This window comes from Aquimarina sp. MMG015, assembly GCF_018100855.1.
GTDB classification, from domain to species: Bacteria; Bacteroidota; Bacteroidia; order Flavobacteriales; family Flavobacteriaceae; genus Aquimarina; species Aquimarina latercula.
The window spans coordinates 559,301-573,758 of record NZ_JAGJEB010000002.1 but is presented as its reverse complement, the minus strand read 5'-3'; the positions used below and the strand labels follow the sequence as shown (position 1 = coordinate 573,758).

14 protein-coding genes are annotated in these 14,458 nt (G+C 31.0%); 8 read left to right on the top strand and 6 right to left on the bottom strand.

All coding sequences use genetic code 11. The features are described from left to right. Positions 1-26 precede the first annotated feature (26 nt). Positions 27-1,895, bottom strand: coding sequence for a DUF4139 domain-containing protein (locus tag J8L88_RS05895; RefSeq protein WP_211060223.1), 1,869 nt, complete (start codon positions 1,893-1,895; stop codon positions 27-29). A 392-nt stretch (positions 1,896-2,287) separates the two neighbouring features. Here J8L88_RS05895 and J8L88_RS05890 point away from each other — a divergent pair, with 392 nt between their 5' ends. Further along, the gene (locus tag J8L88_RS05890) at positions 2,288-2,464 is read left to right on the top strand and encodes a hypothetical protein (protein WP_155839588.1); all 177 of its coding nucleotides are present in this window, start codon (positions 2,288-2,290) and stop codon (positions 2,462-2,464) included. 550 nt (positions 2,465-3,014) lie between these two features. On the opposite strand, the gene J8L88_RS05885 is transcribed toward J8L88_RS05890, so the two are convergent. The 3 genes from J8L88_RS05885 to gcvT all read right to left on the bottom strand — a co-directional run bounded on the left by J8L88_RS05885 (position 3,015) and on the right by gcvT (position 5,482). After that, a complete protein-coding gene (locus J8L88_RS05885) occupies positions 3,015-3,425 on the bottom strand; it encodes a thiol-disulfide oxidoreductase DCC family protein (protein ID WP_027391244.1) in 411 nt (136 codons plus the stop codon). A 66-nt stretch (positions 3,426-3,491) separates the two neighbouring features. Beyond that, positions 3,492-4,307, bottom strand: a complete 816-nt coding sequence (locus J8L88_RS05880; RefSeq protein ID WP_027391245.1) for a sugar nucleotide-binding protein — start codon at positions 4,305-4,307, stop codon at positions 3,492-3,494. A gap of 92 nt (positions 4,308-4,399) precedes the next feature. Next, positions 4,400-5,482, bottom strand: a complete 1,083-nt coding sequence (gcvT, locus tag J8L88_RS05875) for a glycine cleavage system aminomethyltransferase GcvT (RefSeq protein WP_211060222.1) — start codon at positions 5,480-5,482, stop codon at positions 4,400-4,402. A gap of 199 nt (positions 5,483-5,681) precedes the next feature. Between gcvT and J8L88_RS05870 the strand changes: the two genes are divergently transcribed. Continuing rightward, positions 5,682-6,095 carry a DUF3052 domain-containing protein gene (locus J8L88_RS05870; protein ID WP_211060221.1) on the top strand — a complete coding sequence of 138 codons (414 nt, stop codon included), beginning with the start codon at positions 5,682-5,684 and terminating at the stop codon, positions 6,093-6,095. A 70-nt stretch (positions 6,096-6,165) separates the two neighbouring features. After that, on the top strand, positions 6,166-6,567 hold the full coding sequence (locus J8L88_RS05865; RefSeq protein WP_211060220.1) for a hypothetical protein: 402 nt from the start codon (positions 6,166-6,168) through the stop codon (positions 6,565-6,567). Between the two features lie 6 nt (positions 6,568-6,573). Here the strand turns inward: J8L88_RS05865 and J8L88_RS05860 are convergent, their stop codons facing one another. Together J8L88_RS05860 and J8L88_RS05855 are read right to left on the bottom strand one after the other, a co-directional pair. Further along, entirely contained in the window at positions 6,574-7,185 is a 612-nt protein-coding gene (locus J8L88_RS05860; RefSeq protein ID WP_211060219.1) for a hypothetical protein, read from the bottom strand. Between the two features lie 154 nt (positions 7,186-7,339). Continuing rightward, complete coding sequence (locus J8L88_RS05855) at positions 7,340-7,771, bottom strand: hypothetical protein (RefSeq protein WP_027391250.1); 432 nt, start codon at positions 7,769-7,771, stop codon at positions 7,340-7,342. A 324-nt stretch (positions 7,772-8,095) separates the two neighbouring features. Here J8L88_RS05855 and J8L88_RS05850 point away from each other — a divergent pair, with 324 nt between their 5' ends. The 5 genes from J8L88_RS05850 (at position 8,096) to J8L88_RS05830 (ending at position 14,454) form a co-directional block, all read left to right on the top strand. Continuing rightward, positions 8,096-10,708: a S8 family peptidase gene (locus J8L88_RS05850; protein WP_211060218.1), complete on the top strand. Its 2,613-nt coding sequence runs from the start codon at positions 8,096-8,098 to the stop codon at positions 10,706-10,708. A 181-nt stretch (positions 10,709-10,889) separates the two neighbouring features. Next, positions 10,890-11,318: a hypothetical protein gene (locus J8L88_RS05845; protein WP_091404757.1), complete on the top strand. Its 429-nt coding sequence runs from the start codon at positions 10,890-10,892 to the stop codon at positions 11,316-11,318. A 189-nt stretch (positions 11,319-11,507) separates the two neighbouring features. Then, complete coding sequence (tssD, locus tag J8L88_RS05840; RefSeq protein WP_118386368.1) at positions 11,508-12,179, top strand: type VI secretion system tube protein TssD; 672 nt, start codon at positions 11,508-11,510, stop codon at positions 12,177-12,179. Positions 12,180-12,184: 5 nt separating this feature from the next. Then, positions 12,185-13,624 carry a hypothetical protein gene (locus J8L88_RS05835; RefSeq protein WP_118386367.1) on the top strand — a complete coding sequence of 480 codons (1,440 nt, stop codon included), beginning with the start codon at positions 12,185-12,187 and terminating at the stop codon, positions 13,622-13,624. After that, positions 13,621-14,454 carry a hypothetical protein gene (locus J8L88_RS05830; protein WP_211060217.1) on the top strand — a complete coding sequence of 278 codons (834 nt, stop codon included), beginning with the start codon at positions 13,621-13,623 and terminating at the stop codon, positions 14,452-14,454. Before J8L88_RS05835 ends, J8L88_RS05830 begins: the two co-directional genes overlap by 4 nt. Positions 14,455-14,458: the final 4 nt, after the last annotated feature.

Genomic DNA, 14,458 nt, shown 5'->3' with positions numbered 1-14,458 from the left:
ATCTTTACCTTTATGAAACAAAAGGGTTAGAGGTTAACTCTTTTGTTTTTTGGATATTTTAGTTCATAAGAAAATTGTTTTTCTAATTGTGTTTTGGGTTTGATAGTTAATTTCCATTTCATAATTCCTGTTTTAGCATCATAATTAGCATCATTTGTTTTAATATTATCTACTTTGATTTCCTTATTCTGAGATATAGGAATTCGATCTTCTAGAATTAAATGAATTGAGTTTTGTTTACTGTTTTTTAAGTGTATTGAGTACCCAAGATCTACAACTCTATTATTTCCATAAAAGGATTTTCTTTTGAATTTTTTTAAAGGCTTTCGTTTTACAATAATGTTTGGATCAGTTCCCAGTGAGATCATTAAACTATCTGTAGTTGCGTGTGGATCAATGTTTGTTTTTCCGGCATAACTACCTTCAAAATATATGTTTGCTTCTCCTTCTAATAAGTCAAATTGTTCCCAGTTACCTAATTTGGCAGTTAAAAATACATTCTCATTTAATTCTGGAGCTACATAATAACTATAAGTTGCATCCATATCAAAATTATCAATCTCTAGAGTTGTTATATCTGTATTAGATTTGATAGTATATTTCTTTTTAATTACAAATCGGGTAGTGGTGATTCCTTCTTGTTTAGAATCGACAGTAAGATTATAAGATTCTTTTTTTCTTTTTGGTTTGCTACGTGAAGCTTTTCTATATCCTGATGAACTGGCGTATCCAGTGATAACAACTTCTTCTAATGTGTGGTCATCTTCTTCTAAATTTATATTCATTATAGAACTTCCAATCTTTACTTCTTCTGTAGCAAAACCAATGTATGAAAATGTTAATTGTTTTCCTTGTTGAATATTGATGGTATATCTACCATCAAAATCTGTAGATGTACCATTACTTGTTCCTTTTTCTATTACATTAACACCAGGTAGCGGTAGTCCTTTATGATCAGTAACAATTCCGCTAACAGTTTTTATATTTGGATTATAGGTAGAAGAATATCTATTTATCCCACTTCTCCTTTTATAACTATCATAACCGAAGTTTAAATATCTTGTTGTAAGGTCTGGTTTTATGTTATTAGTTGTTGGGTCTCCAGTCGATAAGATAACTTTCGTTTTGTTCCAATCCGTTCCTGTTTTTTGATAAACGTTAGCCTTATAGGTTATTTCTAACGGAGTATCTGTACTTTTTGATTTGATATCATATAAAGGAAACCATCCAGCATCCGTTACGTTATAATTAAATTTCAACTCAAGATTTGTAACAGATGGAACTTCTATTTTTATTTTGATTTCTCCTCTTTCTTCTTTTGTATTATCACTTAGATTATCTATTTGATTTATTATTTTACTAATGTCATCTTGTAGTTTATTTTTTTTCTGATTGATGACGTATGTTTCATTTTGTATAGCGACTGATCTTTTTCTATAATAAGTAGAGATTTGTTTTACTTTATCTAATGAAAGGTCCGTTTGATCACTCCCGATACGTTGATTATTCTCTAACACTTTCATTTCATGATTAAGTCCGGAGAGTATATTTTCTAATTTATTTTTTTGAAATAAGAGTAATTCTAGTTGATTTTCTAAAGATTCTAACTCTTCGGAGTTTTTTTTCTTTTCTAGATAATTAATTCCATAATTTATTGATAAAATAGAAGCGTTTTTTAGTCCTGAGATTTGGATGCTGTTTTCATCTATTTTATTAGAAAGATCATAAAATATGATTTCGTTTACTCCTGGAACTAGATCTGTGATAGCAGTTCTTTGTATTCTTGCACCCGATAGATAAACGGTGACTTCTCTTATAGTAGATGATATTCTTTTTTCATCATTACCAAAAATGATAGTAGGTAGTAATACTAGAAGTAAAGTAAAGGTTCTCATAGTTGTATGTTGTTTTAGATTTTAAACGAAAATATAATTGTAGTGCATAAGAATAAATAGGTATTGAGTGAAGTGTACATTTGATCGAGTAAATCCTTCTATGTTTTTAGTTTTATCCTCTAAAAAACAAAAAGAGACATAAGATTTCACCAAAATTTTAAGAGCTATTGTATAGCTCTTTTTTTATGATTTTATATTAACGCTATATTTTTTGATTTAAATATATGTATCTAAATGCTTGTTTATTAGTATATTGTGTTTTGTTTACGGTTATTATATATTAAAAAAGGGGGAAAACCCCTATATGATTTTTAGCTAAAGTCCCCTTAATTTGTGCGATAGATAAGTATACTTTTGAACCACACATATTAATAAACTTAAAAAGACTCATTATGAAACGGCTTTTTCTACCAGTAGCTTTGATCTCATTTGCAGTAATATGCCTAAGTATAGTGCATATTGATAATGTAAACAAGCTTGATAAAGAATATAATCAGCTAAGAGAGAAACACCAAATTGATGATAATTCTGATATCGATACAACGATAGAAGAGTTTGATGTAAAATGAAGAGAAGGAAAGGATACGTTACAAACTAATAAACAAGAGGGAACTATTACTTCGGAACTGAAGGAATAAAAGGGAAAACAAAAAAAGTAACGGATAACCACCAATAAACTGTCTTATCTATTTATAGTAAGGCAGTTTTTTTATGCTATATACCTTTGATTTTACCGTTAAGTCTAGGACAAATTCCTATTTAAATGATGTTTGGTCGATGCTTCTAAAAACGTTTTTTTGATAAGTACAATAACTACAATAACGAATTCTAATTGAATTGCTACGAATTCTAAAAGACGAAGGTGAGTAGGGTGTAAACATGATTACTTTTAAACCGTAATTAAAGGATGGTCTTTTTTTGCTCCCAAGTTATTTTAATCCCAAAATAAAATAGATATGAAGCAATTGTTATTACCGGTAGTTCTTATATGTTTTACAATATTCTGTTTAGGATTTGTGCATATTGACAATATGAATGAACTGGCTAAAGAAAAGAGTGAATTAAAAAAAATCGAGAATCAAGAAATACTTTGATTTTCTAAATTATATTTTAACCGATTTAATCAATAAATAGGGCTTTAAGTTCTGGAGTTGGAATTACACAATTATCTCTTTTGCCAAACCATTTATATCTGTTTTTAGCAATAATATCATAAAACCAATCTCTTAGAATCTTCGGAAAAATAAGAAAAACAGAAAGTAACGGATAACCACCAGACAGCCGCTTTGCAATTTGTAGAGCGGCTGTTGATTTATGATAATATGCTACAGATGGTTCAATAAGCAGAATAGTATCTAACTTTGACGTATCTACACCAATCTCTGAAGCCAATTTTTTACCTATATCACTTTGTAACGATGCATATCTAAAAACATCATTCTTATCTCTTTTGATAATGAAATTAACAGCACCATTACATAAGTTGCAAACACCATCAAATAGTATAATCTTCTTCCCTTCAAAATTCATATTAAACAAAGATAAGGACGAAATATGACTTCTAACTATGGATTATAATTTCATTAAGAATCTGACTTACTTTAAGATAATAGAATCGATAACTTCTTTGGTTGTGATTTGCAGATTTTTTGGTAACAAGTTATCTTTAGGAAGTACCGCTAAATACCGATCATTATTGGAATCAAAAACTTGTTTAAATATTGGATCTTCAAATTGGAGCATATCACAGATTTCTTTTATAAGATCTAAGTGATAGATAAGATCAGTACTTCCTAGATGAAAGATGCCTTTTTTACTTCTATTAATTATGTAATGTAATTGTTGTGTCAGTTTAGAAATTGAAGTAGCATTTATAATAACGTTAGGAAAAACTTCTATCGAGGCTTTAAGATCATATAATGTTCTAAGCTCTTGTACACGTGGAGTACTAGCTCCAAAAATCATAGGTATCCTAGCGATTACGTATTTATGAGTTGGTAGTCGCATCAATGCATTTTCAATTTTTATTTTAAATCTACCAAAAACACTTTCACTTAATGTTTTATCATATTCATAAGAAGGATAATTACTAAAGGTGTCAAATACATTTGCACTGGATAAGAATATCAATTTAGATTTATTTTTCTTGATCCAATCTATAATTCTATGATGTGCATCGACTTGAGAGTTAAAGTTCCCTCTAATAGCAGAAACAATGATAGTGGGTTTAAGATTATCTAATAATATTGAGATATCTTCTAATTCCATATCATACTGAAAGAATTTTTGATTCTTTTCATAAAAGGGATTATCCGTATGATATGTACCATACGTATCAAAATAAGAATTAAGCTCTTTATATAGAGCGTTTCCTATAAAACCACTGGCTCCTATGATTAGAATTTTTTTCAATACTACGTTATGCTAAAAAAGTTAAGTTTCAAAGATCACTAAACTCTGTAATCTTGAAACTTAACTTACCTTTTATTATTGTTATAAAATAATTATCCTTTGTAAAAAGGTAATTTTATTACTGTTGCTGGAATTGCTTTTTTGCGAACCTGAATATGAATTTTACTACCAGGAGAAGCAAAAACTTTAGGAACATATCCTAATCCGATTCCTTTTCCTAAAGAAGGGGACATCGTACCAGAAGTAACTATTCCGATGATATTTCCATTACTATCTACAATATCATAATCATGTCTTGGAATTCCTCGTTCATCTAATTCAAACCCTATAAGTTTACGTTCTGCACCATGTTCTTTTTCTTTTGCCAATGCTTCTGCGTTTACAAAGTCTTTACTAAACTTTGTAATCCAGCTTAAACCTGCTTCTATAGGGGATGTTGTGTCATTGATATCATTACCATAAAGGCAATATCCCATCTCTAGACGCAAGGTGTCTCTTGCAGCAAGACCAATAGGTTTAATTCCGAAATCAGCACCAGCTTCAAGTACTTTATTCCATATTTGTTGTACTTCAGAATTTTTACAATAAATTTCAAAACCACCACTACCAGTATATCCAGTTGCAGAAATAATCACATGATCGATGCCAGCAAAATCAGACACTTCAAAGGTATAGAATTTCATTGCTTCTAAATCCAGAGATGTTAAGGATTGCATTGCCTTAGCAGCTTTAGGTCCCTGAATTGCTAATAAAGAATAGTCCTCAGATAGATCTCGCATATCAGCATTCATGGTATTATGACTCTGTATCCAATCCCAATCTTTCTGGATGTTAGAAGCATTTACTACTAACAAATATTTTTCATCAGCTAATTTGTATACAATTAAATCATCTACAATACCACCTTTTTCATTAGGTAAACAACTGTATTGCGCTTTTCCATCTATTAGTTTAGATGCGTCATTAGAAGTTACTTTTTGGATTAAATCTAAAGCATTAGGTCCTGTAATTAAGAACTCACCCATATGCGATACATCAAAAACTCCCACGTCTTTGCGGACAGTTTCGTGTTCAATATTTACTCCTTCATAAGATACAGGCATATTATATCCTGCAAACGGAACTATCTTAGCACCTAAAGCAATATGAGTTTCTGTTAATGCAGTATTTTTCATAATGAATTGATTTGTAGAATTAAGAATCAAATTGACGCCGAAAGTAAAAAACTTTGCGTTGGTAAACAATGCTTTTGTATGATAAATTGTTAACTTTTTCCTAATCAGAAAGCATATAATTATGGATATAATAATATATGATTGTATTCTCTATGTTTTTTGATAACTTTATAAAGTGTCATTAGTTAATTCATGCATTATGCCAGCAGGATATTCAGGAACTCCATTAGCTAAAAAATTGGGAATAAAAGAAGGATATACTATTATATTATATAATCATCCAGATCATTATTGGAATTTGTTTTCTGATCTTCCTGATAAGATAAAAGAACTAAAGATGGCAAAAAATGAGGAAGCAGATTTTATTCATGTGTTTTGTAAAACAATAAAAGAGTTAGAAAAGATTATCCCAATCTATAAAACTGCTTTAAAGAAAACCGGAATGTTATGGGTTAGCTGGCCGAAAGGAAGTTCTAAGATACCTACTAATCTTAAAAGAGAGTTGATCCGAACTCATGTATTACAGATAGGATTAGTTGACATTAAGGTAGCTGCCGTAGATGATGATTGGAGTGGTTTAAAATTTGTTTACAGAGTTTCGGATAGAAATTAATTTTAAATTATTTTTTATTGAAAAGCAACCCAATCCTACATAACGCATCTACATTATAAATAACGCAATCATGAAAAAGTATATACCTCTTATTTTGATTCCTCTTTTATGTGTGTTCTCTTGTAGTAATGATGATGATGCGATTGCTGATCCTGATTTATTAGGAAAATGGCAATTAATAGAACAACTGGTTGATCCTGGTGATGGAAGCGGTACATTCCAGCCAGTAAATAGTGATTTAGAATTAGAATTTCTCCCTGCCGGGGTACTTCAAGTGTCTAATGGAACTTTATGTTTAATAACCATTGGTAGAGAAGGAGATAGCACAGAAAGTTACTCCATTGATGAGAATGTTATAACTGTGGATTGTGGTAATTCTACGAATATTGGTTTCGAAATAAAAGAAGGAAGATTATTTCTGTATTTTCCTTGTATCGAAGCGTGCGCCCAGAAATATCAAAAGCTACCTTAAAAAAAACTATCCTAAATATATAAGGTATTTTAGAAGTTTAATTAGTAGAAAACAGATAAGGGTAATAATAGAAACTATGGACCCTATTTTTTTCCATTTTTTAACTTTTTCCGGATCTCCAAAGCCTCGTGGTTTTTGAATGTACAACCCATTAGGAATATCTAGAGAGGCGATTAAATCAAATAGTTGATCGATTGTCATTTTACCTCTTAAAAATTCAATGAAAACAGGGTTTTTTCGGATGAGGTCATGATTTCCCTTTTGTTCTATGATAATGTACTCATCACATTTAAATATTTTAGTATAAAGACTCTGAAGATGAGTTAATTTGATATTGTGAATTGGTATTTTTTTTTCTGTATATAAGGTGAAATTTCCAATTTTTTTCTCAACCAAGGTATCATCGCGAATTTGAAAATGATCTTCTAGTAATGCTTTTTGAATATTTCCTTTAATAACTTTTAATTCACCTATTGCTAATTGACCAGAACCACCAAATTCTTCTAAGTAGGTTTTTAGCTGTAAATACTTTTCGTGATTTTCTGCGATCAGTAGATTATCATTCCTTTTTGTTAAAGACAAGCCAATAGTTTGGGCCTGTTCTTCGAAAACTGACATAAACTTTTTTATTAATAACATATCTTAAGATTAATTATTTGTGTGAATAATATATTGTTTAAAAACAGCAAATCCTGTCCATAAACAGAACAGGATTTGCCAAATAACCCCCATCAATTAAGGTAACTAAACTTAACTTAATATTTCTAAATGATTATTGCATTAGTTTTTTAGATAACTCTTGCAATTCAGCTGACTTTGCAGTCATATAATCATTTAACTTTTTTACATCATCGCCAGAAAGGTTACCCATAACTTCCTGAGCTTTTGTACCTAATTCTTGTCCTTTTTGACCTAAAGAAGCAAAAGCTGTCATATCCTTACTTTCGACTACTTTTTTATATTCTTCAATATAAGCTTCATAAGAATTTACATACTCTTGTACTTTTTCGTCACTAAAACTTGGCACACCATCAGATGCTGCTGTCGTTGTTTCTTCATTACTTTTTTCCTCTGCTTTTTCAGTTTTTTCAACTTCTTCTGTTTTTTCTGCACTATCAGCAGCGTCGGATTTAGTTTCATTTTTACAAGAAGCTGCAAAAAGAACAGCAATGATTAATGCGAAATTTAAAATGGTTTTTTTCATGATTTTTATATAAGTGTTAATTAATTGGTTTCTATGACCACTACAAAGATATATTGATTGATTCCCTTGCCAAACACTCTTTTCAGTGAAAAAAACACCCTGTTTTCAGGGTGCTTCCTTTGATAAGCTTTATGATTTGAATGTAATGTATTGATAGTTAATTGTTTGTAATTTGTTGTGCCCCGCTTTTTTAAGTTATAGCTTGTGATTATAGGATTACCATAATTAATAAGGGATAAATCCCCGTTTTTAATAAGTGTAATACCTGTTGATCTCTCATTAGTAGTAGTGTAAGTTTATAGTATCAACTTAAATATATTATATATGAAATCTAAAACAACAATTCTGTGGTGCCTTATGGCACTGATCACTAGCTTTTCGTGGTCACAAAAGACAAAAACAATCAATCAACAACAATTTTTGGAAGAAAAAGATGGTTGGAAATTGGTTGATGAGCAAACTGGACAAAAATTTACATTAAGTGATGAAATTACAATTCAATTTAAGAAAGCACCTTCACCCAAGGAGATTCAAAGATTAGAAAACACCTATGGGATGAAATTCATGCGAAGTAACCGATTAGGTTTCTATGACTTTAAAATTACTACCAAAAGTAAACTACTCGATTCATATGAGAAAATGAGTAAGGAAGTAGATGCTGAGCAAGTTTTTACGAATACGATGGGTACATATATTTTAACACCTAACGATCCTCAGTTCGGAATACAATGGGGGCTAGAACAAGCTAGTGATGCGGATATTGATGCAGAAGATGCTTGGGATATTACTACTGGAAATAACTCGGTAATTGTAGCAATTTTGGATAGCGGAACGGACTGGACTCATGAAGATTTAGGGCTTGGTACAGATGGATATCAGAATGTGTATCTTAATCCAGGAGAGGATGCTTGGTCTAATCCAAATGATCCTACTACCGGAAACGGAATAGATGATGATGGTAATGGATTTATTGATGATTGGAAAGGTTGGGATTTTAATAATGCAGATAATGATTCCAGAGGACCTTTTTGGCATGGTACGCATGTAGCAGGAATCGTTGGAGCTAAAACGAATAATAACACTGGGATGTCCGGCATTGCTGGCGGTAATAACGCTGTAGGGTCTAGATTGATGTTAGAAGGAGTTGGAGATTTTGCTCCTAATGCTTCTATTTTGGACGATGCTATTATATATGCAATGGATAATGGAGCAGATATCATTCAACTTAGTTTAACTGTTGGGAGTTCGCCGGCTATAGATACAGCACTACAAGATGCATATAATGCGGGAGTATTTATAGTGTGTGCTGCAGGGAATTCTGGAGCGGGAGCTATTTCGTATCCGGCATCAAATGTGAATGCATTCTCAGTAGCAGCAACAACAAATGCAGATGTTAAAGCAGGTTTCTCGCAATTTGGTCCTAACTTGGATCTTGCAGCGCCTGGTGTAGGGATTCGTAGTACACAAAATGGAAATGTCTATGCCGATAGCGATGGAACTTCGTTTGCTGCACCAGCAGTGTCAGGAGTAGCAGCGTTGATGCTATCAGTAGATCCGACATTAAGTAATCAGGAGATTGAAGATATACTAAAATGTACAGCTGATAAAGTAGGAGGATATGATTATATCTGGAATCCAGCGGAGTTAGGACATTCTCAGGAATTGGGGTATGGTAGATTAAACGCACATCAAGCTGTGTTGGCAGCGAATACTTCAGATATTTATATTAGAGATACCACGTTGGATGATGGAACAGAACCATCTTCGGGAACTATGTACCTTAGTCCAGATATTTGGGTGCGTAACGATGATGATGGCGTACTAACCCATGAAAATCCAGAATACAAATTATTGAGTCCTAATTGGGTATATGTAAGAATTAATAGAAAGAATTGCTCTAATATTGATGATGGAGTTTTAAAATTATATTTTAGTAAAGCTTCTACAGGATTATCTTGGCCATTACATTGGGATAATTATTATCAGATGGTAAGTGGTAGCAGCGTATTACACGGAGATTTTATTGGTGATGTGCCAATACCGACATCTCCAGATGATGAGATTATCGTAAAAATTCCTTGGTATCCACCTAATCCAGCAGATTTTATAAACGATGTACATCACTTCTGTTTATTAGCTAGAATAGAATCTGCAACAGATCCAATCGGAGTAGAAGGAACTGCTGTATGGAACAATACCAGAAATAATAATAACATTGCTTGGAAAAATGTGAGTGTCTATGATATCAATGCATTTAATAATACTGCACCTTATGTATTCATTAGAAATGTGGACAAACGAGTTAGAGCTATTAATTTATCATTAGACGTTACAGAGAATAAAACGGGTATACCATTTGAAAAGATAGGAGCTTTTTATATCATTCCTGACGAAAAGTTAAATGAAATTTTAGCAGAAGCAAAGATGGAAGGAATTGAACGAGTAGATAGAAATGTCTATAGGGTATATGAACCCAAAGCTCGTATTTATGAGGTAAAAGCAGAACCCTATCAAACCTTTAGTCTTCAGTTATTGGTAAAACCAGAAGTTGAACTTAAAGAAGGGACCTATTTAAATTATAATATTTTACAAACTGATGAAAAATTCCAGCCAATGGGTGGAGAACAGTTTACTATAGGTAATTTTGGCGGAAAAGAAGATGGCCGAGAAGAAATCACACAATCAGAAGAAATTAAAACGATAGATTTTAACGCATATCCTAACCCGACACAAGGCGAGGTAACTATACGTCTTAATGATACCTATACTAATGTAGGGATAGTGATCAGAAATATGGCAGGAGATGTTATTTATGCGGATCATCAAAAAGAAGCAGATCAATTTAATGTAGAACTAAAAGGTTATAAAGGATTGTATTTTGTGAAGATTACAGCAGCTAATGGAGAAACCAAAACAATGAAGTTGCTTAAGAATTAATAAATGTATGAATACCCCAAGACTAAATAAAACCGCTCTTTTCCTTAGAGCGGTTTTTTCTGTAAGTGGTAATGGTCTGCAATTCATTCGTCGACACCTTTTTGCTATTTACCGATTTAAAAGGGAAAATTAAGTGAATTACAAGTAGTTTAGATTTGGAAAAATAATACATTTGTTTCCTATGCAATACCTTAAAGACTCTATATTTTATAATCAGGCTATACACGAATTAAATTATCCTTTCGGAAATTTTTATTTATTTGATGGATTTGTGGTTGGTGAGTTTAAAGAAGATACTGTAGTTACTTGGGCTGATCACGCAAAACTTTTGGTAGAAGACTTAACTAATCTTTATGATCACGATGGAGGTAATGTTGTTTATATTACTAATCGTGTACATTCTTATGCGGTAAAACCGAGTGATTGGATTAAGTTTTATAGAAGTGATTATAAAATGAGGGGATATGCAATTATAAGTTATACTAAAAAAGGAATACTAAATGCATTGATAGAAAAACTCTTCATAAAAAGTAGGTTTCGTAGTTTCGAATCTTTAGGTGATGCAATTACTTGGGCTAAAAGCTTAACCAAATCTCCTGTTTCTAAATAAATATTCTTTTGTTCGATATACTATAAAGGATTTTATAGTCATTTGATTTCTTACATAATAGATTACCGATATCTAAATTTACAGTTTATCACGGGAAAATATACCTATATCGAAATATTTCGTGATGGTAACCGTTGTTACATATATTTTTGATATTTTCAGCTTTCCAAATACCAAATTCAAACGCTTATGGCCTTTCAGGCAAAACTATTTATTAATGACGAAGAGCGAAATGTAATTGACAGTACATTTTTATATCAGCAACTGATGGATAGCAATGGTCGTCCTAAAACTACGATTCAGGATGGTAAAATCAATGTTTTAATAGAATCCACTAAGAATGATGAATTGTTTTACGATTGGATGTTTTCTACGCATACCACGTATAACGGATATGTTCGATTTTTTAAACGAGATGGATTTAGTAAACTATTTGATTTCGAATTTGCGAATTGCCATTGTGTTCATTTAGAAGAAAAATTTAATGCAGAAGGTAATAGTCCGTTAAAAATGGAATTGGTATTGTCGCCAGGTATTCAGAGAGTGCGCGGTCAGATTTTTGAAAAAAACTGGAATCCTAGTAATCCTTTTACGAATGCTACACCAATTACAGAGCGGGAGGAGGAAAAAGAACCAGAATCACCAAAGATAATAGAGATGAAATGGCTAGATGAAGATGAATCGACAGAGATAAAAGAAACTAGTAATTTAAAAAAGATGTTTTTATATGCTAGAGTAAAAAATATTGAAGAAGGAGAGGAGCTTAAGATAACTCTAGAGGATGGTGATGGTGATAGCAGTAATGATGTTGTTTTAAGGGGGATAGTTAATGAGAATGGAGAGGTAATTCTTAAAGAATAAAAAATATGGAAGAAAATAATTCTAATAGCGAAAAAAAGTCTACTACCTATATACCTAAAATAACATATAACGGAGAATCATTAAATTATAAAGAAGTTCCGATTATTATAAAAGAAGAAGAACCTTACGAATGCCCATATTGTAAAGAAGAAATAACCGCAGCTCAAATCAAACATGTTGTCCCTAAAGCAAATAATGCTTTTATAAATAAGGTCCTAACTTATTTAAATAAATATAGAAAGGATTATAAATTGGATACTTGTTTGCGAAAAGCACATTTCATTTCACAAATTGGGGCAGAGATGTCGTTTCAAGAAATATATTTGAAAGAAGGCACGAAATATCATCATTCTGCACTTCATATCCATTCCAAATATTTTAAAACAAAAACTGTTATTACCGACTTGGTTTTAAATTCTTTAGAAAAACATCTTACAGATATATTTAAGATAACAGATAAAGATGGAAAAGTTATTACTAAAACCAATGCTCAGCTTAAGAAAATATTAAAAGATCATAAGGTTGAAGTGAATGAAATGAAACTTTATGGTTATACTAATGGCAAAAAGGATAATGAAGAAAATCTAGAAACTGTTAAGAAAAAAGAGAAGAATAAAGAAGGTAAAGAAGTTGAAGTGGTTGATTTTAATATTGTTTTAAAAAAACATAAAACCTTTGGTGTAGAACTTTTATCAAGGGCATATGCTGGAAGATATGGTAATGGAGACGAAATGTCAAGAGAGGGATATATATACAGAGGTAAAGGATTAAAACAAATAACATTTCATGACAATTTAGAGAGTTTTTCAAATTTTAGAAAAAATAATCCTTTTCCGGATGATACACATGGAGACATTGATTTTACTAAAATCACTGATAAAAATAATTTGAAAAGTAAATCAGATTTATTAGCGGATTCCAGTGATTTAATCTTCGCAGTTCAATCTGCTCTTTGGTATTGGATGCGTGGTAATGGAAAAATATATACTTATAGTGATAGTGACAAAGTGTATGATGTTTCTAGAAGAATTAATGGAGGAAATAATGGAATGAATAATCGATATGATAATACTTTAAGAGCTAGAGAAGATTCTGGTTTTAAGGTGTATAAACATTATCAGGAATTATATAATAAAGGGACTCAAGAAGAGAAAGATAAGGTAGTTGCCAATTTGGAATACTTATCAAAGGATTTAAAAACTAACGATACTGCGAAAAAGAAAGGACATAAAAAAAGAAAGGTGAATCTAAAAGATCCTAACGCCTCAATATTACTAGATAAATTACAAAATTCTCCTAAACCTATAAAAATAGAACCTTTAGGGGTTAATCTTATCCCTTTGGAATCAATAATTTCGGAACAAAAAATATCTCTTAAAACAATAACATTCGTAGAGCCTGAAAAGAAAAAGAAGAAGAAAAAAAAGAAGAAGAAAAATAAATGATAAAGTTTTCAATAAATACCATAAAGCTATTTTGGCTCTGTTTGTTAATCAGTTTCTGTACAAGTTCTTGTAAAAGTCAAAAGAGAACAATTTCTGAGATCAAAATTGAACCAATTGAATTTAGTAGGAATTGTGAGAATACAGGATCTTCGCTAAAATATAGATTACCAATAGCGAAAAATTATAGACAATTAGATGAGATAATTATTAAAAAGTTAATTGATGATGATTTTTTTTTATTTGTTAATTCAGATGATTTAAACGAAGTGAATCAAAAACCTTTGCAAGAGGTTATTAAATATGAATTTGATTTAGCAAAACTAAACTGCAATAGTGACGATGCTTTATCTACCTCTAAGGAGTGCGATTATGAAGTGTATTACAATTCATCAGAATTAATAAGTATTCAATTTTCTTTAGCTACTATACAATCGGGGTTTGATCAATTTTATATCAACTTAAATTATGATATAGGTAAAGAAGAGGAAATTAAATTATCTGATATAATTGATTATAAAGGACTTGATTTTCTTTTAAAAGAATCAAATAATGAAATAGACCGTATATTGGAAAATTATCTTTCGGATAGTCAAATAGATATAGAAGAAAGAAATGAACTCAAATCCTTGAGTTCCGAATCTGATTATAAATTATCTAGTGACTCCTTGAAGGATTACTCTTTTTTGCTAATAAATAAAAATGGAAAGTATGGTATTGAATTAGATTATGATTTTCCTTTTGATTCTAGAATAACCAATGTATTGGGAAAGCCAGAATTGTTTTTTGATTTTTCTAAAATAAAAAGGTTTTTAAAAATTGACCTTAAGTGATATG